At 71.3% G+C, this 25,185-nt stretch carries 23 protein-coding genes; 9 read left to right on the forward strand and 14 right to left on the reverse strand.

Going from position 1 to position 25,185, the window contains the following annotated elements; translation table 11 throughout:
- Positions 1-101 precede the first annotated feature (101 nt).
- The gene (gene dnaJ / locus AAHF99_RS01375; RefSeq protein WP_342162332.1) at positions 102-1,253 is read left to right on the forward strand and encodes a molecular chaperone DnaJ; all 1,152 of its coding nucleotides are present in this window, start codon (positions 102-104) and stop codon (positions 1,251-1,253) included.
- A 130-nt stretch (positions 1,254-1,383) separates the two neighbouring features.
- A complete protein-coding gene (locus AAHF99_RS01380; RefSeq protein ID WP_342162333.1) occupies positions 1,384-2,037 on the forward strand; it encodes a class I SAM-dependent methyltransferase in 654 nt (217 codons plus the stop codon).
- On the opposite strand, the gene AAHF99_RS01385 is transcribed toward AAHF99_RS01380, so the two are convergent.
- The gene (locus tag AAHF99_RS01385) at positions 2,034-2,798 is read right to left on the reverse strand and encodes an NAD kinase (protein ID WP_342162334.1); all 765 of its coding nucleotides are present in this window, start codon (positions 2,796-2,798) and stop codon (positions 2,034-2,036) included. The genes AAHF99_RS01380 and AAHF99_RS01385 overlap by 4 nt on opposite strands.
- Before the next feature lie 129 nt (positions 2,799-2,927).
- Here AAHF99_RS01385 and cutA point away from each other — a divergent pair, with 129 nt between their 5' ends.
- Positions 2,928-3,260 carry a divalent-cation tolerance protein CutA gene (cutA, locus tag AAHF99_RS01390; protein ID WP_342162335.1) on the forward strand — a complete coding sequence of 111 codons (333 nt, stop codon included), beginning with the start codon at positions 2,928-2,930 and terminating at the stop codon, positions 3,258-3,260.
- Here cutA and AAHF99_RS01395 read toward each other — a convergent pair.
- From AAHF99_RS01395 to AAHF99_RS01405, 3 genes are all read right to left on the reverse strand, one after another.
- Positions 3,239-4,363 (reverse strand): glycosyltransferase family 2 protein, encoded by a 1,125-nt coding sequence (locus tag AAHF99_RS01395; RefSeq protein WP_342162336.1) that lies wholly within the window; start codon positions 4,361-4,363, stop codon positions 3,239-3,241. The two genes, cutA and AAHF99_RS01395, sit on opposite strands and share 22 nt — an antisense overlap.
- A gap of 8 nt (positions 4,364-4,371) precedes the next feature.
- Entirely contained in the window at positions 4,372-5,115 is a 744-nt protein-coding gene (locus AAHF99_RS01400; RefSeq protein ID WP_342162853.1) for a lysophospholipid acyltransferase family protein, read from the reverse strand.
- A gap of 77 nt (positions 5,116-5,192) precedes the next feature.
- The gene (locus AAHF99_RS01405; protein WP_342162337.1) at positions 5,193-6,734 is read right to left on the reverse strand and encodes a phytoene desaturase family protein; all 1,542 of its coding nucleotides are present in this window, start codon (positions 6,732-6,734) and stop codon (positions 5,193-5,195) included.
- Between the two features lie 382 nt (positions 6,735-7,116).
- Between AAHF99_RS01405 and AAHF99_RS01410 the strand changes: the two genes are divergently transcribed.
- A complete protein-coding gene (locus AAHF99_RS01410) occupies positions 7,117-8,796 on the forward strand; it encodes a methyl-accepting chemotaxis protein (RefSeq protein ID WP_342162338.1) in 1,680 nt (559 codons plus the stop codon).
- Positions 8,797-8,801: 5 nt separating this feature from the next.
- Here AAHF99_RS01410 and AAHF99_RS01415 read toward each other — a convergent pair whose 3' ends face one another.
- From AAHF99_RS01415 to croR, 6 genes are all read right to left on the reverse strand, one after another.
- Complete coding sequence (locus tag AAHF99_RS01415) at positions 8,802-10,010, reverse strand: ABC transporter permease (RefSeq protein WP_342162339.1); 1,209 nt, start codon at positions 10,008-10,010, stop codon at positions 8,802-8,804.
- Complete coding sequence (locus AAHF99_RS01420) at positions 10,007-10,993, reverse strand: ABC transporter ATP-binding protein (protein WP_342162340.1); 987 nt, start codon at positions 10,991-10,993, stop codon at positions 10,007-10,009. The genes AAHF99_RS01415 and AAHF99_RS01420 overlap by 4 nt, the downstream gene beginning before the upstream one ends.
- Positions 10,994-11,019: 26 nt before the next feature.
- On the reverse strand, positions 11,020-11,457 hold the full coding sequence (locus AAHF99_RS01425) for a DUF2141 domain-containing protein (RefSeq protein ID WP_342162341.1): 438 nt from the start codon (positions 11,455-11,457) through the stop codon (positions 11,020-11,022).
- The gene (gene crtI, locus AAHF99_RS01430) at positions 11,454-13,043 is read right to left on the reverse strand and encodes a phytoene desaturase family protein (RefSeq protein WP_342162854.1); all 1,590 of its coding nucleotides are present in this window, start codon (positions 13,041-13,043) and stop codon (positions 11,454-11,456) included. The genes AAHF99_RS01425 and crtI overlap by 4 nt, the downstream gene beginning before the upstream one ends.
- Positions 13,044-13,179: 136 nt before the next feature.
- A complete protein-coding gene (locus AAHF99_RS01435) occupies positions 13,180-13,947 on the reverse strand; it encodes a TrmH family RNA methyltransferase (protein ID WP_342162855.1) in 768 nt (255 codons plus the stop codon).
- A 62-nt stretch (positions 13,948-14,009) separates the two neighbouring features.
- Positions 14,010-14,498, reverse strand: coding sequence for a 3-hydroxybutyryl-CoA dehydratase (croR, locus tag AAHF99_RS01440; RefSeq protein ID WP_243959526.1), 489 nt, complete (start codon positions 14,496-14,498; stop codon positions 14,010-14,012).
- Between the two features lie 202 nt (positions 14,499-14,700).
- On the opposite strand from croR, the gene AAHF99_RS01445 reads away from it, so the two are divergent.
- Positions 14,701-15,303: a cation transporter gene (locus tag AAHF99_RS01445; protein WP_342162342.1), complete on the forward strand. Its 603-nt coding sequence runs from the start codon at positions 14,701-14,703 to the stop codon at positions 15,301-15,303.
- Between the two features lie 8 nt (positions 15,304-15,311).
- The gene (locus AAHF99_RS01450) at positions 15,312-16,154 is read left to right on the forward strand and encodes a metallophosphoesterase (RefSeq protein ID WP_342162343.1); all 843 of its coding nucleotides are present in this window, start codon (positions 15,312-15,314) and stop codon (positions 16,152-16,154) included.
- Positions 16,155-16,194: 40 nt separating this feature from the next.
- On the opposite strand, the gene AAHF99_RS01455 is transcribed toward AAHF99_RS01450, so the two are convergent.
- Positions 16,195-17,640: a homospermidine synthase gene (locus AAHF99_RS01455; RefSeq protein WP_342162344.1), complete on the reverse strand. Its 1,446-nt coding sequence runs from the start codon at positions 17,638-17,640 to the stop codon at positions 16,195-16,197.
- 333 nt (positions 17,641-17,973) lie between these two features.
- Here AAHF99_RS01455 and AAHF99_RS01460 point away from each other — a divergent pair, with 333 nt between their 5' ends.
- From AAHF99_RS01460 to AAHF99_RS01470, 3 genes are all read left to right on the forward strand, one after another.
- Positions 17,974-18,150 carry a hypothetical protein gene (locus tag AAHF99_RS01460; protein ID WP_342162345.1) on the forward strand — a complete coding sequence of 59 codons (177 nt, stop codon included), beginning with the start codon at positions 17,974-17,976 and terminating at the stop codon, positions 18,148-18,150.
- 76 nt (positions 18,151-18,226) lie between these two features.
- On the forward strand, positions 18,227-18,904 hold the full coding sequence (locus AAHF99_RS01465; protein ID WP_342162346.1) for an invasion associated locus B family protein: 678 nt from the start codon (positions 18,227-18,229) through the stop codon (positions 18,902-18,904).
- A 93-nt stretch (positions 18,905-18,997) separates the two neighbouring features.
- Positions 18,998-22,357, forward strand: coding sequence for a hypothetical protein (locus AAHF99_RS01470; RefSeq protein ID WP_412759814.1), 3,360 nt, complete (start codon positions 18,998-19,000; stop codon positions 22,355-22,357).
- Between the two features lie 10 nt (positions 22,358-22,367).
- Here the strand turns inward: AAHF99_RS01470 and AAHF99_RS01475 are convergent, their stop codons facing one another.
- Genes AAHF99_RS01475 through AAHF99_RS01485 form a run of 3 tightly spaced genes read right to left on the reverse strand, consistent with a single transcriptional unit; the run spans position 22,368 to position 25,080 of the window.
- On the reverse strand, positions 22,368-23,804 hold the full coding sequence (locus AAHF99_RS01475) for a TadE/TadG family type IV pilus assembly protein (protein ID WP_342162348.1): 1,437 nt from the start codon (positions 23,802-23,804) through the stop codon (positions 22,368-22,370).
- On the reverse strand, positions 23,789-24,535 hold the full coding sequence (locus AAHF99_RS01480) for a TadE/TadG family type IV pilus assembly protein (RefSeq protein WP_342162349.1): 747 nt from the start codon (positions 24,533-24,535) through the stop codon (positions 23,789-23,791). Before AAHF99_RS01480 ends, AAHF99_RS01475 begins: the two co-directional genes overlap by 16 nt.
- Positions 24,535-25,080 (reverse strand): TadE/TadG family type IV pilus assembly protein, encoded by a 546-nt coding sequence (locus AAHF99_RS01485; RefSeq protein ID WP_342162350.1) that lies wholly within the window; start codon positions 25,078-25,080, stop codon positions 24,535-24,537. Before AAHF99_RS01485 ends, AAHF99_RS01480 begins: the two co-directional genes overlap by 1 nt.
- Positions 25,081-25,185: the final 105 nt, after the last annotated feature.

Consider the following 25,185-nt stretch of genomic DNA (forward strand, 5'->3'; position numbering starts at 1 on the left):
TTACGGGGCCGGAGCGATCCGGCCCCGTCTTCGCTTGTGCGTGCGCACGCTCTCCGTCATCGGAAAGCAAGGCGCGGACGGGAAGGCACCTGAGGGCAGGGATGTCGAAGCGGGACTATTATGAGGTGCTGGGGGTCGCGAGGACCGCCACGGACGGCGAGATGAAAACCGCCTTCCGCAAGCTCGCGATGTCCTATCATCCGGACCGCAATCCCGGCGACAAGGAAGCCGAGATCAAGTTCAAGGAGATCAACGAGGCCTATCAGTGCCTCTCCGACGGTCAGAAGCGCGCCGCCTACGACCGGTTCGGCCATGCCGCCTTCAGCCAGGGCGGTGGCGGCGGCCCGGGCTTCGGCAACGAGTTCGGCGACTTCATGTCGGACATCTTCGACAATTTCTTCGGCGATGGCCGCGGCGCCGGCGGGGCCGGCGGCGCGCGGCGCAGCAGCACCCCCGGGCGCGAGCGCGGCGCGGACCTGCGCTACAACCTCGAAATCACCCTGGAGGAGGCCTTCACCGGGAAGGCCGAGACCATCAAGATCCCGACCTCGATCACCTGCGAGACCTGCTCGGGCTCGGGCGCCAAGCCCGGTTCCAAGCCGCGTCCTTGCGCGACCTGCGGCGGCTTCGGCCGGGTGCGGGCGGCGCAGGGGTTCTTCGCCATCGAGCGGACCTGCCCGAACTGCCACGGGCGCGGCGAGATCGTGGACGACCCCTGCCCGAACTGCCAGGGCGCGGGCCGGGTCAACCGGGAGCGGACGCTCTCCATCAACGTGCCGGCGGGCGTCGATGACGGCCTGCGCATCCGCCTCGCGGGCGAGGGCGAGAGCGGTCTGCGCGGCGGCCCCTCGGGGGACCTCTACGTCTTCCTCTCGATCAAGCCGCACGAGTTCTTCCAGCGGGACGGGGCGGACCTGTTCTGCCGGGTGCCGATCTCCATGGTGACGGCGGCGCTGGCGGGCGAGATCACCGTGCCGGTGATCGACGGGTCGCAGACCCAGGTGCGCATCCCGGCCGGCACGCAGACGGCCAAGCAGTTCCGCATCAAGGGCAAGGGCATGCCGGTGCTGCGCTCCCGCGAGGTCGGCGACCTCTACATCCAGGTCTTCGTCGAGACCCCGCAGAGCCTGACCAAGCGCCAGCGCGAGCTGCTGCTCGAGTTCGACCAATCCGCCTCACCGGAAAATCATCCGGAATCGGCAGGGTTCTTTTCCAAGGTTCGCGAGTTCTTCGGGGGCGCCGCGAAGGCATGAGCCCCCGAACGGTCATGCGCGGACGGCGCCCTGCCGTGGCGCAGACACCCTAGGCGGCGCCTTGACCGGACGATAGATACGTTAGCCTGCCACACACTTTCGACTCTCCACGGCATCGGGAATCCAGGACTTGCCGCCGCTGCGCCACTCCAGTGCAAAGGTCCCCGGCCTCGAAGGCCGTCTCCGTGAGGGCCGCCTCCTCGGGCCCCGCCGTGATCCACTGGAGGACGAAGCGAGGTTCCTGCGCTCGTGGCTGGAACGGCCCCTCGTCACCGGGGCGGTGACGCCCTCGGGCCGGATGCTGGCCCGGACCATGGCCTCCTATGTCGATCCGCAGCAGGACGGCCCGGTGATCGAGCTGGGACCGGGCACCGGCCCGGTGACGGAGGCGCTGATCCGCCGGGGCATCGCCCCGGAGCGGCTGATCCTCGTGGAGTTCAACCCGGATTTCTGCCGCCTTCTCGCCCGCCGTTTCCCCGGCGTCACGGTGATTCGGGGCGATGCCTACAACATCCGCGCGACGCTCGATTCGGTGCTCGCGGAGCCCGGCGCGGCGACGATCTCCAGCCTGCCGCTGTTCACCAAGCCTTTGGAGCAGCGCCTCGACCTGCTCAACGCCGCGCACGACCTCATGCGGCCGGGCGCGCCCTTCATCCAGTTCACCTACGCGGTGGTGCCGCCGATCCCCGCCAAGTGCGAGGCCGGCAGCTACACCGCCGCGCCCTCAAATCGGGTGTGGCTGAACCTGCCGCCCGCGCGGGTCTGGGTGTATCGCCGGCCCTAGCCGAATTGCTCCCGGAGAATCCGCTCGTCGAGGCTGTGCCCCGGATCGTGCAGCAGCACGAGGTTCGTGGTGCGGTCGAGCGAGGTCTCCACGGTGCAGACCCGGCGGAACTCGGTGTGGTCGGCCACCGCCGCCACGGGTCGGTGGCCGGCATCCAGCACTTCGATCCGGATGCGCGCGTAATCCGGCAGCAGCGCCCCGCGCCAGCGCCGGGGCCGGAAGGCCGAGATCGGGGTGAGCGCCAGCAGCTTGGCGTCGAGCGGCAGGATCGGCCCCCCCACGGAGAGGTTGTAGGCCGTCGAGCCGGCGGCGGTGGCGCAGAGCACGCCGTCCGCGATGAGCTGTTCAAGCCGCACCTGCCCATCGACGGAAATCTTCAGCTTCGCCGTCTGGTGCGTCTGGCGCAGGAGGTAGACCTCGTTGATCGCCCGCGCGGTATGGGCGCGGCCCTCCGTGTCCGTGGCCTGCATGAGGAGCGGGTGGATGACGCTGCGATGGGCGTTGTCCAGGCGCTCGCGCAGGTCGTCCTCCCCGAACTCGTTCATCAGGAAGCCGACCGTGCCCCGGTTCATGCCGTAGATTGGCTTCGGCGCATCCATGAAGCGGTGCAGCACCTGCAGCATCAGGCCGTCGCCGCCGAGCGCCACGACGACGTCCGCCTCCTCGGGCGAGACGTGATCGTAGCGCCGCATCAGCAGGGCGGCGGCCTCGCGGGCGTCGCGGGTCGGGCTCGCCACGAAGGCGATGGTCTTGCTGCGCATGACGCTAGACGGACACGGGCCGGCGGATCGGGGTCACGGGCGGGGCTCCCAAACTGTCGAGCGGACCCGCCCGGTTGACGTCGGCCGTCGCGGCACCCACTCAGGGGAACCGCACGATGGAGGCATAGCATGGAGCGCCCGCTCCTCGTCTATACGACCTTTCCCGATGAGGCTTCCGCCCTCAACATCGGCGAGGCCCTGGTGCGCGACAGGCTGGTCGCCTGCGTCAACGTCCTGTCGGCGATGAGTTCGGTCTTTGCCTGGAAGGGCAAGGTCGAGCGGGCGAACGAGGTGGCCGCAATCCTCAAGAGCCACGAGGGGCTGAAGGACGCGCTCTTCGCCGCCGTGAAGGCCCGCCACCCCTACGAGACGCCGATCCTCCTGACCCTGCCGGTGGAGGGAGCCGACCCCGATACCCTGGCGTGGATCCTGGAGGAGACTCAGGCCCCGCCGACCGGGTAGCTGCGCCCCTTCCACGTCGCCGCCCCGGCGCGCTCCCGGCGGAGCAGCACGTTCCACTGGATCGCCAGCGCCACGGCGATGGAGGCCGGGTGCAGGAGGATCGTCGCCGCCGGCTCGCGGGTCGCGACGGTGATGGCGGCGCGGGTCGCGAGAGAGAGGGCGAGCGCCAGCGCGGCGAGCCACGCGGCCTCCGGCGGCAGCAGGCCGAATAGGCCGGCGAGGACGAGGAGCACCGGCAGCAGGTGGCCGAGGCCGAGCAGCGCCGTCCAGAGGGGCAGGGCGCGGGCCGTGGCAAGGCCCTCGTGGGCGTTCTTCGAGAACCCGGCCCAGGCGGCGGGGAAGCCGTCATACATCCGGCAGGTGGCGATGCGGGCGCCTGCCACGAGATCGGTGTGGTAGCCCGCCCGCCGGAAGATCGGCGCGAGGCGCACGCCGTCGTGGAGGAAGGCCCGCACGGCGCCGTGGCCCCCGGTGGCGGCATAGGCGTCCCTGTCGAACAGCACGAGCTGCCCGCAGGCGGTGGCGAGCGACGGGTTCGGCAGCCGTCGCATCAGCGGCATCGGCAGGTAGCCGACGAGGAGGAAGTTGATCATCGGCACGGTCAGCCGCTCACCCAGCGTGTCCATGCGCTGGCGCGGCACGGCGCTCACCAGGGCCGCGCCCGTCGCGCGGGCATGGGCCGAGAGGGCGGCGGCGGCCTGCGGTTCCAGGGTGACGTCGGCGTCGATGAAGAGGAGCCGCCGGCCCCGGGCCTGGCTCGCGAGATGGGCGCAGGCGTGGTTCTTGCCGGTCCAGCCCTCGGGCAGGTCGGGCACGGGGGCGAGGCGCAGGCGCGGGTCGCCGAGGCCCGTGACGATCGCGGCGGTGTCGTCGGTCGAATGGTCGTCGCCGACGATCACCTCCACCGGCACGCCCGTGCTTGCCAGCGCCGCGCGCACGGTGCCCGCGATGTTGCCGGCCTCGTTGCGGGCGGGGATCAGGATCGAGACGAGGTCGTCGCCGGGTTCCGGTTCGGGGCTCCTGAGGACGAGGAGGTTCGCCATCGCCAGACCCGCCGGGAGGAGGGCGGCGAGCAGGCAGAGCAGGGCGAGGACAGTCAGCATGGCCTCGCTCAGGGGCTGGGGCTGCGATGGGCGGGGTCGAAATGCCGGCCGCGCAGCCGGGCGGCTCCGCGCCGCCACAGGTCGTAGAGGCCGCCGACGCCCTTCCGCCCGGCCAGCAGCGGCCGGAAGCGGGCGGGATCGCGGGTCATCACGTCGGCGCCGAGGCGGTCGAGGGTGTCGGTGAGCGCCCCTTCGAGGCGGGCGAGGCGGTCGGCGCGGGGCAGGGCGGCGAGGTCGGCCGCGCTCATCGCCGGCCCGAAGGCGGCGAAGGCCTCGGCGCCGCGCTCCTCCCAGAAGGCGTATTCCAGGGCGAGGGGCACGAACAGGGCGTCGGGCGCCAGTTCCGCCAGCCGGGCGACGCCGGGGCGCAGGCCGAGGGGGCGCACCCGCACGTCCTGAAAGCGGCCCTGCGCGGTGATCCACATCAGGGCACCGGGCCGGGCGAGGATGTCCCGTGCGGCGGCCAGGAACTGCGCCCCGCCCCGCGCGGTCTCGAGATCGACGCCGAAGGCGCCCATCCGCTCGAAGATCCGGTACTTGGCGAGCATCGCCGCATCGAACGGCGCGCGGTGGTCGCGGCCGGGAAACAGCCGTCCGGCGAGCAGGATGATCACCGCCGCATCCCACCACGCCGGGTGGTTGCAATAGATCACCACCGGGCCGGGATGCCCCGTCACCGGCGGGGCGCTCCACAGCGGCAGGTTCAGCCCGTCGAGATGGCGGCGCAGGTAGCGATCGAACCACGCCACCATGAACCGCCACAGGGCGGGGGACGTGCGGGGCAGGGGGCGCCGGTCCCTCGTCCCTCCCTGCCTCGCGACGGCCCGGCTCACGCCGACTTGCGCTCCGGCGCCGCCCCTTGCCCGCGCGCATCCGCGTCGAGGGCGTCGGCGGCGATCCAGCCGGACATCATCACCATCGGCATGCCGGGGCCGGGATGGGCGGCGCCGCCCGCGAGGTAGAGGCCGCGCACCTGCCGCGAGCGGTTGCCCGGCTTGAATGCGCCCATCACCTTACCGTGCGAGGCCAGCCCGTAGATCGCGCCGTTCAGCACCTTGTAGCGCTCGTGGATGTCCTGGGGCGTCAGGTGACGCTCCACGACGATCCGGTCCTCCAGGTCGGTGAGGCCGGCGGTGCGCTTCAGCTTGTCGAGGATGGTGCGGCGGTAGTTCTGGAACAGTGGCCCGTCCGGGCGCCAATCGTGGTGCGGGCGCAGGTACGGCGTGTGGACGAGGACGTAGAGCGCTTCGCCGCCCTCCGGCGCCACGGACGGATCGGTGGAGGAGGGCGCCGCGAGGTAGGCGGTCGGGTCCGGGGCGGGCTCGCCCTTGCGGTAGATGTACTCGAACTCCTCCTCGGGATCGCGGGAGAAGACGAAATCGTGGTGCGCAAGGTGCTCGTAGCGCTCCTTCAGCCCGAGATAGAGTACCACGCCGGAGCAGGCCGGCTCGGGGTTCTTCTTCTCGAAGGACTTGCCCGGCTCGCCGCCGATCAGCTCCTTGTAGGTGCGCACCGAATCCATGTTGGAGATCACGGCGTCGAAGGGCGTGGAGCCCTCGGCGGTGCGCACGCCGCGCACGGCGCCGCCCGTGGTGTCGATCCCCGTCACCTCGATGCCGGGCTTCAGCGTCGCGCCGAGTTCCTCGGCGAGCTTGGCGAGACCTTCGGCCACGGCGCGGGTGCCGCCCATCGGGTACCAGACCCCCTCGGAGGTCTGCATGTGGGCGATGGCGCAGAGCACGGCCGGCGCGCCGTAGGGCGAGGAGCCGACATACTGGACGAAATGGTCGAGCATCTGCGCCAGCCGCGCGTCCTTGACCTTGCCCCGGATGGTGGAGGCCACCGAGGCGTGCATCCGCAGGGAGAGCACGTCCCGCAGGGTACCGGGGTTCATGTTCTCGCGGATGTTGATCGTGTCGAACAGGTCTTCGACCGGCTTCCAGAAGAAGAATTTTTCCGAGACGCCGTGCAGGTGCTCGGAGATGTCGATGAACTTCTTGTAGCCCTCCCCAGTGCCGGGGGCGAAGCGGTCCATGGCGGTGGCCATGGTGGCCACGTCCTGCATCAGGTCGATGCGGGTGCCGTCCTCGAAGAAGCAGCGCCATTGCGGGTCGAGCCGGCGCAGGTCCATGTAATCGTGCACCGAGCGCCCGGCCTCGGCGAAGATGCGTTCCAGCACCCGCGGCACGGTGAGGATGGTCGGCCCCATGTCGAAGCGGAAGCCGCCCTCGTGCAGGACGGCGGCCTTGCCTCCGAGCCAGCCGTTCTTGTCGTAGACGGTGACGCGATGGCCCCTGGCGGCGGCGACGCAGGCGGCGGCAAGCCCCCCGAGGCCTGAGCCGATCACCGCGACCCTCGAATCCTGGCTCATGAACTGGGCACGCTCCGAACGGGCGGGACGAACGGCCCGGCCCTCTCTGGGAAGCTAGACCTGACACGGCGTGGGTCAACGTGCCCTGCCGTCGCGGGAGGGCACATCCACCGGGTTTCGCCGCCGTCAGCATTCGTTCCGGCCCGGATAACCCTGAGGCCGCCGTCCCGGCTTCGGGCCAGCATTGGGGGCGAAATCTCAGCGAGAAAATCGGATCGAGGATCCGATCGACTGTCATAAAAACTAAACTCGAGAGCTCAAGAATTATATTTCACTGGCTGGTTGTTATAGGCTGCGCAATGAGACTGACGGATGTCAGATGCCTTAATCGTTGCTTAGCACGGACGATCTAATTTCTACCCGTCGTCGCAGGATCGTTCCCATGTTCGCCCACGTAACCATCCGCGCCCGCCTGATCGGTGCGCTCCTGGTGCTGCTGCTTCTCATCTCCGGCCTCGGCGGGTTCAGCTACCTGCGGCTTCAGGCGCTGAGCGCCGCGACGAACGATCTCGGCGCCAACGCGCTGCCCTCGAGCCGCGTGCTCGGCAAGACGGCGGCGGATTTCGAATCCCTCCGCAGCCGGCAGCTGGCCTATCTGGTCTCCAGCGAGGAGCGCCGTCCCCAATCCCTGACGCGGCTGAAGGCGACCCTCGCCGAGATCGACAAGGATCTGCAGGATTACGCCCCCCTCGTGAGCCCCGGAGAGGATGCGCTCTGGGCGGCGGTGAAGACGACGGTGCCGGCCTATTCCGGCATGACGAAGGAGTTCCTGCAGCTCCTCCACGGCGGCGACACGAGCGGCGCCAGGGATTACCTGCTCGACGCGATGCTCCCGACGCTCAACGCGGCGCGGGCGGCGCTGAAGGCCGACCTCGACTTCAACGAAGCCCTCGGCAAGCGGAGCGCGCAGGACGCCGCCGAACTCGGCGCCCGGGCGCAACTCGCCATCGCCATCGTCGTCGCCGTCGCGGCGGCGATCACGCTGGCGGTGGCCTGGATGTCGGTGGTGACGATCTCCCTGCCGATCCGGCGCATGGCGGTGCGGATGGAGCGCCTTGCGGAGGGCGACGCGACGGTCGAGATCCCCCATGCGGGCGAGCGCAGCGAGATCGGCGCGATGGCCTCGGCGGTGCAGGTGTTCAAGGACAACCTGATCCGCACGCGGGCGCTAGAGGAGGAGACCGCCCTGGCCCGCCTCGCCGCCGAGGAGCAGCGCAAGGCCGGGATGCGCCAGATGGCGGACGGGTTCGAGGCGGCGGTGGGCGGCATCATCGGCATGGTGTCCTCCTCCGCGACGGAGCTGCAGGCCACCGCCCAGACCATGACCGCCACGGCGACCGAGACGGCGAGCCAGTCGACCACGGTCGCGGCGGCGGCGGAGCAGGCGGGCTCGAACGTCAACACCGTGGCGGCGGCGGCCGAGGAGCTGGGCTCGTCGGTGCAGGAGATCGGCCGGCAGGTCAGCGGCTCGGCGGAACTCGCCCGCCTCGCCGTGGGCGAGGCCGACCGGACCGGCGCCCTGGTGCTGGAACTGAACACGGCCGTCTCGCGCATCGGCGACGTGGTCGGGCTGATCTCGACCATCGCCGGCCAGACGAACCTGCTGGCCCTCAACGCCACGATCGAGGCGGCCCGCGCGGGGGCCGCCGGCAAGGGCTTCGCGGTGGTGGCCGCCGAGGTGAAGACCCTCGCCGAGCAGACCGCCAAGGCCACCAGCGAGATTTCCGGCCAGATCGCGCAGATCCAGTCCTCCACGACCGATGCGGTCGGCTCGATCACCGGCATCACGGCGCGGATCCGCGAGATCAACGACGTGGCCACCTCCATCGCGGCGGCGGTGGAGGAGCAGGGCGCGGCGACCCAGGAGATCGTGCGCAACGTGTCCCAGGCGGCCATGGGCACGGGGGAGGTCACGACCAACATCGCGGGGGTGGCGAGCGCCGCCGAGGAGACCGGCGCGGCGGCGAGCCAAGTGCTCGGCGCGGCCTCCGAGCTCTCGCGCCAGTCGGAGCATCTGGCCCAGGAGGTCGGGCGCTTCCTCGCCACCGTGCGGGCGGCGTAGTCGGCTCAGATCGTCCGGCGCGACACCGCCGTCAGGGCGACGCCGAGGCCGGCGAGCGCCACGGCGGCGAGCACCGCCAGGGCCGGCAGGGCGGCGGCGAAGCCCTCGCCGAGGGCGGATTGATAGGCCTCGATCGCCCAGGCGTTCGGGGTCAGCCATCCGGCCTGCTGCAGCCAGGGCGGCATGAGGAAGCGCGGCACCATCGAGCCGCCGATGGCCGAGAGGAGCAGCACGCCGAAGGTCGCCGCGAGATGCGCCTGCTGGCGCGAGGCGGCGAGCGCGCAGGCGGCGAGCGCCAGCCCCGCCGCCATGGCCGAGACGAGCAGGCAGGCGGCGAGGAAGGCGGGCCAGTGCGGGCCGATCTCGACCCCGTAGAGCAGCCCCGCCGCGAGGAAGATCAGCCCGGCCTGGATCACGCCCTGGGCGGTGAGGAAGCCGAACTTGCCGAGCACCACCACCGGCAATCCGCCCGGCCCGGCCATCAGGCGGTCGCTGAGGCCGGATTCGCGCTCCTCCACCAGGGAAAGGGCGCCCTGCATCGCCGCGAAGAGCAGGAACACGGCGGTGATCGCCCCGGCATAGTAGCTCACCCGCGCGTTGGCCGTGCCGGAGGCGGTGCTCACCCGCTCCACGAGGCTCGCGAAGGAGAAGGGCTCCTTCTTCGCCCGCTGCTCGGCGAAGGCGTCGTCGAGGAAGCGCCGCTCGTCCGCGCCGATCTTGCCGGTGCGCTCCACGTCCGCGATCACCCGCGAGAGCACCACGTCGGGCAGCGCCTCGTTCAGCACCCGCTGCAACTGGCCGAGCGCGATGGGCGTCGCCAGCGCCTTGGCCGGGTTCTCCACCAGCACGATGGGCTGGTCCGCCGGGGCGGGGGCATCGCCCGTGCTTCCCGCGATCAGGTCGCCGCGCAGGGCGAGCGCCACGTCGACCTCGCCCGCCCGCACCTCCCGCGCCACCTCCGCGAGGCTCTTCGCATCGAGGCGGGTGACGCGCAGCGACGGGTCGGCGGCGAGCGCGTCCATCAGCCGGTGGGTGGCCGGCGTGCCCGCGAGGTCGGCGAGGCCGAGATGGATGCGGATCCGATCACCGATGGCGCCGGAGAAGATCGCCGCGAAGATCGAGAAGATCACCGTCGGCAGCACGAAGGCCATGACGAGGGCCGCCCGGTCCCGCACCAGCGAGAGCAGCATCACCCGGAAGGCGGCGCCGATCATCGGGTCAGCCCGGCGGTGAGGGGCCGCGCGGCGGCCCCGGTCTCGCCCACGTCGCGGGGGCGCAGCGCTTCGAGATAGAGGGTTTCGAGGCGCGGCGAGCGCACCCGCACCTCGCTCACCGGCACGCCCTGGGCGCGCAGGGTCCCGAGGAGCGCCGCCCCGTCGAGGCCCGCCCGCTCGCCCGTGCGCCAGCGCAGACCCGAGGCCCCGGCCGGGGCGAAGCCCGCCCGGCGTAGCACCGCCTCGGCGGCGGCGTCGGGCGCGGTGTCGAGGATCAGCTCCCGCTCCGGCGGGCCGGTGCGCAGGCGCGCGAGGAGGTCGGCCAGATGGCCCTCGCGGACGATCCGCCCCTGCGCGAGGAAGGCCACCCGGTCGGCGAGGCGTTCGGCCTCCGGGAAATCGTGGGTCGCGATGAGGATCGCCGTGCCCTGCTCGCGCAGGCGCTGCAGCACGCCGTGGATCGCGGCACGGGCGGCGAGATCGACGCCGTTGGTCGGCTCGTCCAGCAGCACGAGGGAGGGTTGACCGATCAGCCCGGCGGCGATGTTGACCCGGCGCTGGTAGCCCCCCGACAGGGTCGCCACCACGCGCCCCGCCACGTCGGCGATGTCGGCCAGCGCCAGCACCCGCGCGACGGCCTCCCGCCGGTCCCGGCGGGGCAGGCCGGAGAGTTGGGCGAAGACCGAAAGGTTCTCGGCGACGGTCAGGCGCGGGTAGAGGGCGATCTCCTGCGGCACCCAGCCCACCGCCCGGCGGGCCTCGCCGGAGCGGTGCGGATCGGCTCCCCCGACGCGCACGCTGCCGGCATTGGGCGTCAGACGCCCGGCCACGAGGCGCATCAGGGAGGTCTTGCCGGCGCCGTTCGGGCCGAGCAGCGCCAGGGTCTCGCCGGCCCCGAGGGCGAGGTCGATCCCGTCGAGCACCGTCCGGCCGCGCAGGGCGAGGGAGACGCCGCCGAGGACCGCCACAGGCCCCGAGGGCATAGGCCCCAAGGGGCGCCCCATGGCTATCAGCGCCTCGGCAGGGCGCGGACGAGCCGCACGCGCAGGGAAACGCCCGGTTCGCGCAGGGTGAACGCCGCCTCGCGGAAATCCGGCCGCCCCCGCCGTCCCGATTCGTTGGAGAAGCCGTAGGGCTCCAGCGGCAGGCCGAGGCCGGTGCGGTCGAGCTGGCCGTTGCCGTTGCTGTCCTGGAAGGCCGCCACCGCGTAGGTGCCGGGTGGGACGTCCCGGAACAGGAAGCGGGCGCTGCCCGAGGCGCTGCTTCCCCGGTCGCCCCGGCCGCAGGCATCGCCGGACAGCCCGCCCTGGCAGAGCGCCACGAGCACGGGCCCAGCGCCGGGCTCCGCGCCATCGACCTCCACCTGGATCGCCGCCGCCCGCGCCGCGCCCGTGGGGGCGAGGAGCAGGGCGACGCCGCAGAGCCGGGCGAGGGCGGGGCGCGTCAAGAGACTTCGCCGGGCGCCGCCAGGGGCGCGGTCTCCGGGATTCCAGCATTCTCGGCGGCGCGGGCGCCGGCCAGCTCCTCGATGAGGAGCTTGGCCGAGATGCGCGCGCCCTCGTAGATCACCGGCAGGCCGGAGCCCGGATGGGTGCCGCCGCCGACGAGGTAGAGGCCCGGCCCGAAGCGGTTGTGCGGCCGGAACCACAGCATCTGCATCAGGTCGTGGGCGAGGTTGAAGGTCGCGCCCTCGTAGACGGCGAAATCGCTCTCCCACTGGGTCGGGTCGATGACCCGCTCGTAGCGGATGCGGTCCTCGATGTCGGGGAGGCCGAGGAGCTTCAGCCGCTCCAGCGCCAGGGCGCGGTAGGATTCGCGGATCGCCGGCCAGTCGATCCCGGCCTTCAGGTTCGGCACCGGCACCAGCACGTAGAGGGCGGTGTGGCCGGGGGGCGCCATGCCACCATCGGTGTAGCCCGCGTGCTGGACGTAGAGGGAGGGCTGCATCGGCAGCGTCCCCTCGGTGATCTCGCGGATGTTCTGCTCGTAGTTCTCGGCGAGCAGGATCGTGTGGTGCGACAGGCTCTCGGGCATTTTGCCCTCGATCCCGAGGTAGAGCATGAAGGTCGAGCAGGAGAGCCGGGCGTCGGCGATCTTGGCGTCGCGCCAGCGGGGGCGGCGCTGCTCCGGCACCAGGGCCTTCACCACCTTGGCGAAGTCGCCGTTGATGACCACCGCGTCCGAGCGGAAGGTCTCGCCGTCCACCACGACGCCGTTGGCGCGGTTTCCGTCGAAGGTCACGCGCTCGACGTCGGCGTTGAGGCGCACGTCCACGCCCATCCGCCGCGCCAGCCCCGCCATCGCCTCCGAGATGGCGCCGCAGCCACCCACCGGGTGGTACACCCCGTGCTCGTATTCGAGGAACGAGAGGATCGTGAACAGGCTCGGGCAGCGGAACGGGCTCATCCCGAGGTATTTGGTCTGGAACGAGAAGGCGAGCCGCACCCGCGGGTCGGCGAAGTAGCGCTTCAGGTCCCTGTCGACGCTGCGGCCGGGGTGGAGATGGGGCAGGGCGGCGAGCATGGCCGGGCTCGCCATACTGAGGAAGCGGTGGAACGGCTGTTCCAGGACCGGTTTGAAATAGTCGAGCTTCTTGCGGTTCTCCGTGAAGAACTTCTTCACGTTCTTCGCATCGTCCGGGGCGAGGCGGCCGATCTCCGCCTCCAGTCGGTCGAGGTCTCCGGTGGCGCGAATCTCGCCGGAAATGCCGCCGTCGCCCTCGAAGACGAGGTGGTACTGCGGATCGAGCCGCTCCAGCTTCACGTGGTCTTCGAGGCGTTCGCCGCAGCTGTTGAAGATGTCCGCCAGGATCTGCGGGTAGAGGAAGAATGTCGGGCCGATGTCGAACTTGTAGCCGCCCGGCGCCTCCACCGTCTTGGTGCGGCCGCCGACCTGGCTGTCCTTCTCGAACAGCGTGACGTGGATCCCCGCCCGCGCCAGCAGGAGCGCGGTGGCCAATCCGCCTGGGCCGGCGCCGACAACGGCGACCCGACGCCCCGAGAGCGCCCTCAACCCATCCCGCGCCTGAAGCAACGCCACGAACTCCCGTTCAACCCCTGGTCTTGTAGGGCCAAGCTAGAGATAGCGCGTCGAACGGCAATTGCAGCCCATTGTCGCGCGCCGGATTGCGGATGGAACGGAGGTATCCCCCGTTGATGCGAACCTGGAATCATTGTGCGGGGCCCGCGTTCAACCGTCCCTGTACACGCGCCAGCGCATGTAGGACGATGCCGGCCGCCGTGGCGACGTTGAGCGAATCGAAATCTCCCGCCATCGGGATGCGCAAACCCCGCGCCCGCCGGATCAAACCCGCCTCCAGTCCCGGCCCCTCCGTGCCGAGGATCAGGAGCGCGCGGGTCGGCAGGGGGCGCTCGCCCAGATCCTCCCCCGCGCCGGGGCTGAGCGCGAGGGCTTCGAGGCCGAGCCGGTCGGCCATCGCCAGCCAGTCGGCACCCTCGGACAGCCGCGCGAACGGCGTGACCAGCGCCGCCCCCGCCGAGACGCGGATCGCCTTGCGGTAGAGCGGATCGCAGGTCGTGGCATCGAGGAGCACCGCATCCGCCCCGAAGGCGGCGGCGTTGCGGAAGGCCGCGCCGACATTGTCGTGGTTCGTCAGCCCCGCCAGCGCCAGCACCAGGGCGGGGGTTGGCGCGGGCGGCACGATCGCCTCCGGCGCGGCCTCGTCCCCGCGCAGGCCGATCGCCAGCACGCCCCGGTGGATTGGGAAGCCCGTCACCGCGCTCATCACCGGCTTGTCGGCCACGTAGACCGGCGCCCCACAGGCCCCCAGCACCCCCGCGAGGCCGGAAAGCCGCTCGGGGGCGAGGAGGAGCGATTCGGCCCGGAAGCGTGAACGCGGGCCGAGGAGCAGCCGGAGCGTCACCTCGCCCTCCACCACGAACCGGCCGGCGCGGCCGACGAGGTCGCGCTCGCGCATCCTCGTGTAGGGGTCGAGGCGCGGGTCGGCCGGATCGTGGATCGGCTCAGGCGTCACGGATGTCAGACATCGCTCGGCGCGATGCGGCTCTTCTCCATCCGCGCGGCCAGCGGGTCGGCCTCGGCGCGGTTGGGCACCTTCACCCAGGCCTCGCCGTCGAGCACCGGCTCGCCGGAGACGGCGCAGAGGCAGGCGAGCCGGGCGCGGCGGCGCTCGGGGATCAGCTCGGCCACCGTCACCGTCACGTCCACGGTGTCGCCGATGCGCACGGGTGCGCGGAAGTTCAGGGTCTGGGAGATGTAGACCGCCCCCGGGCCCGGCAGGCGGGTGCCGAGCACGGCGGAGATCAGCCCGGCGGTGTAGAGGCCGTGGGCGATGCGCGTGCCGAAGGGCGTGCGCGCGGCAAAATGCTCGGAGAGATGGATCGGGTTGCGGTCGCCGGTGATCTCGGCGAAGCCCACCACGTCGGACGAGGCGATGGTCTTCGTCAGGGTCTCGGACAGACCGACTTCCAGATCCTCGAAATACAGGACGCGCAGTTCCGGCAGCATGGCTCGACGGGACCTCCGGTTGCGGCCGCTCGTGGATGTCGGCCGTCTCCCCTAGGGGGTCGCACAGGCGCGGCGGCGAATCCACCCGGACCAAGGCGCAACTTTCTTGACCCGTCCGCAGACTTTTCTGACGGCCGGCGCCTCGACAGGAGGGCCGCGCCGGGACAAGAGGCGGGCCGCATCCCTCCCGCCCGGAACCCGGATGAGTCTCGATCCCGCCGCCGCCCCGCCCGCCGCCCTGCGCCCGGTCGTGGCGCGCGTGGCCGCGCTGAACGGGGCCTGCTTCTTTGTGGAGATCGCGGTGGCGCTCGCCATCGCCTCCGTCGCCCTGGTGATGGACAGCCTCGACTTTCTCGAAGACGCGGCGATCAACCTGCTGATCCTCGCCGGTCTCGGCTGGAGCGCCCGCAACCGGGCGCGGCTCGGCACCGGACTCGCGTTCCTGCTGATCCTGCCGGCGCTGGCCGGAGCCTATGCCGCCTGGGACAAGTTCTCGGATTTCACGCCGCCCGCGCCGCTGCCGCTGATGCTCACCGGGCTCGGGGCCTTCGCGGTGAACCTCGCCTGCGCGACGATGCTCGCCCAGCACCGCGCGGGGTCCGGCAGCCTCACCCGCGCCGCCTATCTCTCGGCCCGCAACGACACGGTGGCCAACCTCGCCGTGGTCGCGGCGGGGCTGACGACGGTGTTCGTGCCCTCCCCCTGGCCGGACCTGATCGCGGCGGCGCTCATCGCGGTGATCAACGCCGATTCGGCCCTCGATATCCTCCGCGCCGCCGCCGCCGAGCGGCGCGCCGCCGGGTGAGACCTTTCATGCGCATCTTTCCGCTCTCCGACCTGCATCTCGAACGGCGGCGCCTCGACCTGATCGCGCCGCCCACGGGCAACTTCGACGTGCTCGCCTGCGCAGGAGACCTGTACGAGGGCCATCCCGAGCGGGGGCTCGCGGCGCTGCTGCACCTCGCGCAGGGGCGGCCGGTGGTGCTGGTGCCGGGCAACCACGAGCATTACGCGCCGACCGGCGACACCCGCACGGCGCCGGAACTGCTCGCTGCCCTGGTCGCGGAGGTGGAGCACCTGAACACCCTCGGCGCCGGGATCCATCTGCTCCGGGAGGGGCAATCGGCGGTGATCGACGGCGTGCGCTTCCTCGGCACGACCCTGTGGAGCGACTGGCGCCTCGCCGGCCGCTGGCTCCCGCCCGACGCCCCCGACCGGCCGGCGGACCCGGCCGCCTACGCCGCCGCGCGGATGACCGACCCGGTGACGGGCTCGCGGGAATATCGCGGTTCGATCAAGCGGGCGGACGGCCACGCGTGGCAGCCCGCCGACGCGATGGCGGCGCACCTGACCGAGCGCGAGGGGCTGCTCGCGGCGCTCGCCGCGCCGCACGGGGGCAAGACAGTGGTCATCACCCACCACCCGGCGAGCCCGCTCGCCGCCGACCGGTTCCGGGATGCCCCCGGCGTGCCCTGGTGGGTGCCGGCCTTCTACGCGACGACGCTGCTTGATGATTTAGCCGACGAAGCAAGACCCGATCTGTGGATCTCGGGCCATTTCCACGCCGGGCACGACATGCGGATCGGCCGCTGCCGCTGGGTCGCGAACCCCGTCGAGGGGGCGACCTACCGGGCGGATTTCGTGGTCGAAATCTGAGGGACGCGGGCCGGCGTGCAGCGCACCGGCCCGCAATCCTTCAGCGATGCACCAGCACGTTGCGGAACTGCCAGGGATCGCTGGTGTCGATGTCCTCCGGGAACAGGCCCGGACGGTCGGTGAGCGGGGTCCAGTCGGTGTACACGCCGACGACCGGGCCGAAATACGGCGTCTGCACCTCGAGGCAGCGGCGGAAGTCGATCTCGTCGGCCTCCACGATGCCGGCCTCGGGGTTCTCGATCGCCCAGACCATGCCGGCGAGCACGGCGCTCGTCACCTGAAGGCCGGTGGCGTTCTGGTAGGGGGCGATCCGGCGGGTCTCCTCGATGGAGAGCTGCGAGCCGTACCAATAGGCGTTCTTGGCGTGGCCGTAGACCAGCACGCCGAGCTCATCGATGCCGTCGACGATCTCGGTCTCGTCGAGGATGTGGTGCTTCTCCTGCACCGTGCCGGCATTGCCCCACATCTCGTGAAGCGACAGCACCGCGTCGTCGGCCGGGTGGTAGGCGTAGTGGCAGGTCGGGCGGAACACCGCCTTTTCGCCCTCGCGCACCGTGTAGTAGTCGGCGATGGAGATCGCCTCGTTGTGGGTCACGAGGAAGCCGAACTGCGCGCCGGCGGTGGGCACCCAGGTGCGCACGCGGGTGTCGGCGCCGGGCTGGAGCAGGTAGATCGCGCAGCGCGACCCCTTCTCCTGCTCGCGGGCGTTCTCCGGCATCCAGGTCTCGTTGGTGCCCCAGCCGAGTTCGGCCGGCTGGTTGCCTTCGGAGACGAAGCCCTCGACCGACCACGTGTTGACGAAGACGCCGCGCGGCTTCGGGTTCTTGGCCCGCTGCGTGTCGCGCTCGGCGATGTGCACGCCCTTCACGCCGAGCGTGTGCATGAGCGCGGCCCACTCCTCCCGGCTCTTCGGCTCGGGATCGGTGACGCCGGTGTCCTTGGCGATGTTGAGCAGCGCCTGCTTCACGAACCACGAGACCATGCCCGGGTTGGCGCCGCAGCAAGACACCGCGGTCGGCCCGCCCGGCTTCTGCGCGCGGGCGTCGAGGATGTCCTGGCGGAGCGCGTAGTTGGTACGGTCGCCCTGACTGCGGGTCTTGTCGAAGTAGAAGCCCGGCCACGGTTCGGCGACGGTGTCGACGTAGAGCGCGCCGAGTTCCCGGCACAGCTCCATGATCGCCCGCGAGGAGGTATCCACCGACAGGTTCACGCAGAAGCCCTGGCCGCCGCCCTCGGTGAGGAGCGGGGTGAGCACGTCGCGGTAGTTCTCGGGCGTGAGCGCGACGGTCTCGAAGCGCAGCCCGTGCTTTTCGGCGAGCGCCTTGTGGGTGTCGACCGGGTCGATCACCGTGAAGCGGGCCTTGTCGTAGTCGAAATGGCGCTCGATCAGCGGGAGCGTCCCGCGCCCGATCGACCCGAAGCCGATCATCACGATGGGGCCGCTGATGCGGCCGTGGATCGGCCAGCGCGTGGGCGCGTCGGTCATGCTGGAATCCTCGTCTGGTGGGCGGCGCGGACGCCGCGACTTCGCACGGGCGGCGGTAGGCCGCGCAGGTGACAGTTCAGCGACGGTCGGGCCACCGGGCCGCCATCGCGATCATCCCGCTCCATGGCGTCTCGCCCCGGCAGGGTCAACCGCCCCGCGCGCGGACAAACCTTGACGCTTGGTTAAGGTGCCTCGCATCTCGGTATGTGTTGCGCGCATGCCTCGGCGGCATTCCCGCCCATGGATTGCTAAAATGGGGAGGCTCATATTGCGCTGCAGCAGACGAGAAAAGCCGTCGCGGAAACGTCCGAGCCTTTCGACATGGAGTCGTCAATGCTCGCTCTCATCGCCTCTCGCGTCCCGTCCCCGGTCCAGGAATCCGCCGTCGGGGATCCCGGTTTTCTCACCCTGGCCATCGTCCTGGTGCGCGCGATCCGTCGCGAAAGCGCCGCCGCCCTGAATCGCCATTGCGATTTCATCGCCCGCGCCGGCGGTCCGCTTCCTCTCTGAGCAGGCCGATTGCTTAAGCCCCGGTGAGGCGTTAGGCGGCTTCGCGTCCGATTCGCGTTCCGGGGGAACCGTCTTCATGCCGCCGATCCGTTTGCCTGTCCGCCGCGCGGCCCTGCTCGTCGCGGCGCTGCTCAGCGCCACGGCCGCCAGGGCGCAGGACGCCGACCCGGCCGCCGAGAGCCCGCCCGCCGCCGGATCGGCTGCGGCGCCCAAGGCGCGGCCGAAGCCCAAGCCGGCCCCGAAGCCCGCCGCCAAGCCGGCTCCGACGCCGGCGGCGGCGACCCCCGCCGCGCCCGTCGCGGCGTGGCCCACGGGGGCGACGACCGTCAGCGAGAGCTACGGCGACTGGACGGTTTCCTGCGTGCGCCCGGAGGCCAAGGTGACGTGCATCGTGGTCCAGTCCCAGGGTGATTCGAAGACCGGCCGGCGCCAGTTCGGCTTCGAACTCAGCGTGCCGAAGGACGGCCGCTCCGAGGGCGTGATCCTGATGCCGTTCGGCATGGCGATCGAGCCCGGCGTGTCGTTCAAGCTCGACGAGCAGGCGCTGGGCAAGGGCGCGCCCTATTCCACCTGCACGAGCGATGGCTGCCTCGTGCCGATCAGCTTCCCGACGCTGGCGACGGACGGGATGCGCAACGCCAAGAGCCTCACCGTCTCCGCCCAGAAATCCGGCAACAACGAGCCCGCCACCATCGTGGTGCCGCTGGCGGGCTTCCCGCAGGCGTTCGACCGGGCGGTCGCCCTCGGCGGTTAAGCCGCTATTAGCCGTGCTCGTGCAGGGTCCATCCCATGGCGTCGAGGCGTGGCGGCTTTCGCCCCCGCGCCGGGATCGGATCATTAGCAAGCGATGGCGACGTTGCGCGGGCGAAACCGGACAGGACGCGGCCTTCGCGCCCGATCCGTTCCGCTCGTGGCCGCGCTCCTCGCGCCCACGCTGTTCTGGGCCGCCGGGCTCGATCCGGCGCTCGCCGCCCGCCTCGTGTCGGCCAAGGGGTCCGATACGGACGGCTACGGCCGGCTCGTCCTCACCTTCGACAAGCCCGTCACCGTCAAGGCGACGGTCTCCGGCGGCATCCTGATCCTCGGCTACGGCGAGCGCGCCACGGCGGGGCCGGAACGGCTCTCCGAGGAACTCGCGAGCTACGTCGCCGCCGTCCGCCGCGATCCCGACGGGACCGGCCTGCGCCTCGCCCTGCAGAAGCCGGTGCGGGCCAACGTCCAGCTCGCGGGCGAGCGCGTCTTCGTGGATCTCCTCCCCGAGAGCTGGAAGGGCCTGCCGCCCGCCCTGCCGCAGGACGTCGTGGCCGATCTCGCCCGCCGGGCGCGGATCGCCGAGGAGGCGTTGCAGGCACGCGCCCCCGTTCCGCCGCCGAAGGCGCTGGGCCTCGACCTCGCCCACCTGCCGACGCTCACGCGATTCTCCCTGCGCCTGCCCGAGGGCGTCTCGGCGACCCTGACGACGGAGGGCGCGGCCACGCGCCTGCGCGTCGCGGGCCGCTACACCATCGATGCGGGGGCCGTGCGCGGCCGCCCGAGGCCGGGCGTCGCCGCGCTGGCCACCGACGCCGACGAAGGCTCGGCGAGCGTGATCGTCACCCCCGCCGAGGGCTATGCCGTCCGGGGCGAGCGCGAGGACGGGCTCTACACGATCGACGTGGCCCGCAAGGTGGTCGCGCCGCCCAAGACCACGGAGGTCGCGGTGCCGGAGGGGCCCGCGCCCGTGCCCAAGGATGCGCCCGCCCCGAAGGAAGCCGCCGCCGGCCCGGCGCCCGCGAAGCCGGCTCCGCCGAAGCCCGCGCCCGTCGCCGAGGCGGTGCCGACGAAGCCCGCCGGCTCCGGCCTCGTCTTCCCCTTCGCCCAACTGCCGGCGGCGGCCCTGTTCGAGCGCGGCGGCATCGCCTTCCTCGCCTTCGAGACGACCGACCCCGTCTCCGTGCCGCCCCTCGGCGCCACGGGCCTGCGGGCCCTCGGCGAGCCCCTGCGCTCCGGCCCGCTCACCGTCCTGCGCTTCGAGATCCCGGCGGGGAAGCTCCTCGACCTCGGCGCCGTCGTGAGCGCGGGCGGACCCGCCTGGGAACTCTCGGCGGGCGACGGCCTCAACCCGAGCGCCAGCCTCGATCCCGTCCGCCGCCCGAGCCCGTCCGGGCAGGTGGCGGTCGCCGTGCCGCTGCCCCGCGCGGGCGCCGCCGGATGGCTCGACCTCGACGGCGAGCGGATCGCGGTGGTGCCGTCCTCGGCGCTGGACGCGGTCGGCAACCCCAAGAACCGCCGCTTCGTGGATTTCGAGATCCTGCCGAGCCGCCACGGCCTCGCGGTGCTGGCGGCGGCGGACGACCTCGCCGTGCGGCCCGACCTCGACGGGGTGCTCATCGCCCGCGAGGGGGGGCTCGCCACCTCCAACGCCCCGAAGAGGCCGGAGACGGTGCTCGATCAGGCCGGCACCTCCACCATCGACCGGGCGGCCTGGGAGAAGGTCCGCCTCGGCAACGTGCGCGAGACCCTGCGCGGCCTCCTCAGGGACGCGGCGATGGGCCCCGTCATCGAGCGCGGCCCGGCCCGCATGGCGCTGGCCCGCGCCTCCTTCGCCAACGGCCTGGACGTGGAGGCCCTGACCGCTCTGGAGGCGGCCGCCGCCGACGATCCGCTCGTGGCCGACATGCGCGACACCGCGATGCTGCGCGGCATCATCCTGGAGCATATCGGCCGCCACGCGGAGGCGATGAAGGCGCTCTCCGTGCCGCTGCTGACCGCCGACCCCGAGGCCGCCCTGTGGCGGGCCATGGCGGCGGCGGGGCTGGGCGACTGGACGAGCGCCGAATCGGGCTTCCAGAAGGTGCTGTCGCTCGCCGAGCGCTACCCCGCCGACTTGGCCTCGGAGATCCGGGCCACGGCGGCCGAGGCGGCGATCGAGACCGGCGATGCCGAGACCGCCGCCGCCCGCGCCGTCGAGGGGCGGGACCTGCACCCGCTGGTGCGCGACAGGCTCGCCCTGGTACGGGCGCGGGCCGCCGAGACGACGGGGCAGGATGCGGCCGCCCTGGAGGCCTATGTCAAGCTCGCCGACAAGGCCGAGCGGCCCGTCGCCTCCGCCGCGGCCCTGCGCGGCGCGCTCCTCGCCCGCGCCATGGGCAAGATCGACGTGCCCGCCGCCATCGACAAGCTGGAACGCCTCGCGCTCCTCTGGCACGGCGGTCCCCTCGAAGAGGCGATCAATGCCGGCCTCGCCCGGCTCTACCTTGCGGATGGGCGCTGGCGCCCCGCCTTCGCCGCCGTGCGCCGGGCCAACATGCTGGCCCCGGCCTCGTCGCTGTCGCGCTCCCTCACCTCCGAGGCGCAGGGCGCGTTCGAGGACCTCTATCTCGCGGGCAAGGGCGATTCGCTGCCCGGCGTCGCGGCGGTGGCCCTGTATTTCGACTTCAAGGAACTCGCCCCCATCGGCCGGCGCGGCGACGCGGTGGTGCGCCGCCTCGCGGACAGGCTGGTGGGGCTCGACCTGCTCGATTCGGCCGCCGACCTGCTGCAATATCAGGTCGACAACCGCCTCACCGGCCCGGCGCGCTCGGCCGTGGCGGCGAAGCTCGCCACCGTCCTGCTCATGGACGGCAAGCCGATGCGGGCCCTCACGGCGATCGAGAAGACCGACATGCCGGAACTGCCGCTCGACCTGCGGCGGGCGCGGTCCCTGGTGCGGGCGCGGGCGCTCTCGGACCTCACCCGCACCGACCTCGCCCTCGAAGCCATCGAGGACGAGACCGGGCCGGACGTGGCGCGGCTGCGCGCGGACATCCTGTGGAGCGCGCGGCGCTGGCGCGAGGCGGGCGAGGCGCACGAGGCGCTGCTCGGCGAGGCCTGGCGCGCGGGCGGCCCCCTCGACGAGGGCGCGCGGGGCGATTGCATCCGCGCGGCCATCGCCTACGACCTCGCGGGCGAACGGCTCGGCCTCGAACGGCTGAAGGCGAAGTTCTCCGGGCCGATGGCGCTGGGGCCGGATGCGCGCACCTTCGCGCTCCTCACCAGCGACGGGGCGACCCGCACCCAGGGCTTCCGCAGCATCGCCGCGCGGGCGACCAAGGCCGAGACCCTGTCGGCCTTCCTCGCGGAATACCGCAAGCGCTACCCCGAGGCCGCCGTGCCGGATCGCGGCACCCCGAAGCCCGAGGGCAGCCAGAGCCGCGCCGACACCCCGGCCGCACCGCCGCCGGGGTGAGGCGCCGGCCTCACTTGATGATGCGGGCCACCTTCAGCGCCTGGGAAAACATCTGGTCGAGGGCCTTGTTGATGTCGTCCGGCGTGTTGGCCGTGTAGAAATAGCCTGCCGTGGCGCAGGCCTGCAGCGGCGTCGCCAGGGTCGGGCTGAAGCCGTTGACCCGGCCGTTCTCCCACGCGACCGTGCCGCCGTAATCGACATACGAGATCTGGTTGTACGGGATGTAGAGGACCGAGATCGTCGCCCCGGCGTTCTTGAGCGCCGCGCACGTGTTCGGATCGATCTGCGACGGCTGCGAGCCGTCCCACCACGCCGCGTTGTAGCCCGAGAACTTCGATGGGTTGCCGGGATAGGTGTACTTGCCGTTCCACGTGAAGAAGTGCTGGCCGTTCTGCATCCCGTCCGTGATCAGGAACACGAACGGCTTCGGCTTGGCGGCGGTCGAGCCGTCGCCGTAGACCGCGACGGTCGATTGCATCTGCGGCATCGCCACCTCGAAATGCGTGCCGCCCGACCCCGTCCCGGTGCTCGGGTCGTTGTTGGTGTAGAGCTGCGTCGAGCCGGTATCGAGGAGGTTGGTGAAGGCGAGCGGCCAGGTCTGGCCGCATTGCGCGGCCGTGTTGAGGGTCGCGATGCTGCTCGTCAGCCCCGCCAGCGTGCCGAGCTGGTTGATGAACGGATAGAGGCCCACCCGGTACTGGTTCGGCACGACGGGCGACGCCGCCCGCTTGAGCAGGTTGCACACCGCGTTGTTCACCGCATCCGAGCGCAACTGGATCTTGCCGGCCGCCAGCGTCCAGCCGTTGTTGCCCGGGAAGTGGCAGGCGAACTGGCAGCCCTGCTTGTAGTCCGAGTACATGTCCTTGTTCTGGGCGGCGAGGTCGGTCATGCCCGTCGTGGTCGAGGGCAGGCCCATCGAGCCCGAGACATCGACCATCAGGTAGAAGTCGAGGTAGCTCGGCAGGTCCACCGAGGCCTCGACCGTGTTGCCCAGCGTCGTCGTCGGCGTGCGGAACAGCTTGCCGAAGTTGTTCTGGATCGTGGCCGCGTACTGGATCGTCGATTTGAGCGTCTGGCGGTCGCGCGTCACCGTGTTCGTCGTCAGGTTCACGGTGGTGTAGGGCACCTTGCCGGCGTTGACGTTGAACGAGTTGATCGCCTGCTGCTGCCCCGCCGCGATGGCGTTCTGGTTGAGGTTGGCGTCGGTGGGGTTGGCCGCGATATAGGCCTTGGCCGTCACCACGCCGGCCAGCGCGGCGGCGTCGGCGGCGGCGTTGAGCTTCGTCTTGGTGGTGATGGCCATGCCGTAATCCACCCCGAGGCCCATCAGGCCCAGGATCGGGATCAGGCTCAGCCCGAACATGATGCTGATGTTGCCCTCGCGGGCACGTGGGAGCGCGGCACCCCGGCCGGCGAGCCGGCTCACGCTGGTCAATAGCCTGGACATTTGGTGGCGATGCCGTCGTTGTTGGTGGTGTCGTAGTTGATCAGGGACGCGTAGCGGGGCTGCACGTAGGCGCTCCGGGCGATCTTGATCGCGGGAAAGAACTTCGAGCCCAGCGTCGGCGTGAAGTTGAACACCACGTCGATCACGATGAGCGTGGCCGGGCCGAAGACCGAGCGGGGCAGGGCGGTGCGGCTCGGCGCCGCCGTGTTGTCGGCGGGCAGCTGCGGCGTGGAGCAGGGCCGGTAATTCGCCCCGTAGGGCTGGGCCGTGCCGGTGCTCGTCCAGACCACGTTGGCCGTGTAGCAGGCGCTCTGGTCGGCCGGGTCGTTGCAGGTGGCGTTGCCCTTGAGGAAGGCGATGCTCGCGTAGTTGATCGAGATGTCGCCCCACCACGACAGGTTCTGCCGCTTGGCGTCGTTCAGCAGGTAGGGGAAGATCACCATCGCCGCGTCGAAGCTGAAATGCAGGTCGAGGGCGTTGACGGTCGCGGTCGTCGTGGAATTGTCCGACGGCGGCTTGGCCTGGGAGACCATCTGGCTGATCGAGCGCGCCACCTGCCCGACCTTGCGGCTGGCGTTGATGTAGATCACCACCTGCGTGCCCGTGAGCAGCAGCACCAGCAGGATCGGCAGGATCACCGCGAACTCGATCGCCGCGACCCCGCGCTCCGCGCCGAGGAAGCGACGGATCGGGCGGCCCAGGGCCGCCAGGAAGGCGCGGGCGGGCCGCATCAATACTGCTCGTTGCGGAACGCCGCCGTCGCGATCGCGAGGTAGGCGGCCTGCCCGTTGAAGGTGGCGCCGCCGCTCAGGATGGAGGCGAAGCCGGAGGGCAGGAAGGTGATCGGGTAGATCACCTGCAGGTACTGGAAGTCGCCCTGGGTGCCGAGGTCGAACGTGCCGGTTCCCGGCGTCAGGGCCGGGATCTTCAGGCCGCTCATGTCGGCCTTCACGTAGCTGTAATAGCCCGCCGGCTGCACCGCCTGCGGGATCTTGTAGAGGTTCACGACGAGGTTCGCGCACTTGATGCCCGGCGGCAGCCGGCCGCACAGGCTCTGCGTGAAGCTGCTGGCGGTGACGGAACTGACCTGCGCCGCGCCGGTGAGGATGTCGCGGGCGGCCGCGTTCGTCGCGTAGTCGATGGCCTGGGTGATATACAGGATCGCGCCGACCAGCATGACGAACAGCGTCGTCATGATGAACAGCGTCCCGACGAGGGCGAATTCAACAGCCGCCGCGCCCCGCCGGTCGCCGAGAAAATTCCGGAGCCTGGTCATAAGCGGATTTAAGCCGCGACAGCTTAAATCAGAGATAATTGGATTGCTGATCCCCACACACGTTAGCGGGAGAAACGCTCCAGCCCGGATTTCGGGCGCCGGTAA

This window comes from Methylobacterium litchii (assembly GCF_038442315.1).
GTDB classification, from domain to species: domain Bacteria; phylum Pseudomonadota; class Alphaproteobacteria; order Rhizobiales; family Beijerinckiaceae; genus Methylobacterium; species Methylobacterium litchii.

Bases quoted from the DNA above. Each gene is read 5' to 3' on its own strand.
- AAHF99_RS01395 (WP_342162336.1), bottom strand. From the start codon at position 4,363: ATGCTGACTGTCCTCGCCCTGCTCTGCCTGCTCGCCGCCCTCCTCCCG.
- AAHF99_RS01485 (WP_342162350.1), bottom strand. From the start codon at position 25,080: ATGACCAGGCTCCGGAATTTTCTCGGCGACCGGCGGGGCGCGGCGGCT.
- AAHF99_RS01475 (WP_342162348.1), bottom strand. From the start codon at position 23,804: ATGTCCAGGCTATTGACCAGCGTGAGCCGGCTCGCCGGCCGGGGTGCC.
- AAHF99_RS01460 (WP_342162345.1), top strand. From the start codon at position 17,974: ATGCTCGCTCTCATCGCCTCTCGCGTCCCGTCCCCGGTCCAGGAATCC.
- AAHF99_RS01435 (WP_342162855.1), bottom strand. From the start codon at position 13,947: ATGCGCGAGCGCGACCTCGTCGGCCGCGCCGGCCGGTTCGTGGTGGAG.
- AAHF99_RS01470 (WP_412759814.1), top strand. From the start codon at position 18,998: ATGGCGACGTTGCGCGGGCGAAACCGGACAGGACGCGGCCTTCGCGCC.
- AAHF99_RS01445 (WP_342162342.1), top strand. From the start codon at position 14,701: ATGAGTCTCGATCCCGCCGCCGCCCCGCCCGCCGCCCTGCGCCCGGTC.
- AAHF99_RS01400 (WP_342162853.1), bottom strand. From the start codon at position 5,115: ATGGTGGCGTGGTTCGATCGCTACCTGCGCCGCCATCTCGACGGGCTG.
- AAHF99_RS01405 (WP_342162337.1), bottom strand. From the start codon at position 6,734: ATGAGCCAGGATTCGAGGGTCGCGGTGATCGGCTCAGGCCTCGGGGGG.
- cutA (WP_342162335.1), top strand. From the start codon at position 2,928: ATGGAGCGCCCGCTCCTCGTCTATACGACCTTTCCCGATGAGGCTTCC.
- AAHF99_RS01420 (WP_342162340.1), bottom strand. From the start codon at position 10,993: ATGCCCTCGGGGCCTGTGGCGGTCCTCGGCGGCGTCTCCCTCGCCCTG.
- AAHF99_RS01455 (WP_342162344.1), bottom strand. From the start codon at position 17,640: ATGACCGACGCGCCCACGCGCTGGCCGATCCACGGCCGCATCAGCGGC.
- AAHF99_RS01385 (WP_342162334.1), bottom strand. From the start codon at position 2,798: ATGCGCAGCAAGACCATCGCCTTCGTGGCGAGCCCGACCCGCGACGCC.
- AAHF99_RS01410 (WP_342162338.1), top strand. From the start codon at position 7,117: ATGTTCGCCCACGTAACCATCCGCGCCCGCCTGATCGGTGCGCTCCTG.
- AAHF99_RS01465 (WP_342162346.1), top strand. From the start codon at position 18,227: ATGCCGCCGATCCGTTTGCCTGTCCGCCGCGCGGCCCTGCTCGTCGCG.
- AAHF99_RS01450 (WP_342162343.1), top strand. From the start codon at position 15,312: ATGCGCATCTTTCCGCTCTCCGACCTGCATCTCGAACGGCGGCGCCTC.
- dnaJ (WP_342162332.1), top strand. From the start codon at position 102: ATGTCGAAGCGGGACTATTATGAGGTGCTGGGGGTCGCGAGGACCGCC.
- AAHF99_RS01480 (WP_342162349.1), bottom strand. From the start codon at position 24,535: ATGCGGCCCGCCCGCGCCTTCCTGGCGGCCCTGGGCCGCCCGATCCGT.
- AAHF99_RS01415 (WP_342162339.1), bottom strand. From the start codon at position 10,010: ATGATCGGCGCCGCCTTCCGGGTGATGCTGCTCTCGCTGGTGCGGGAC.
- croR (WP_243959526.1), bottom strand. From the start codon at position 14,498: ATGCTGCCGGAACTGCGCGTCCTGTATTTCGAGGATCTGGAAGTCGGT.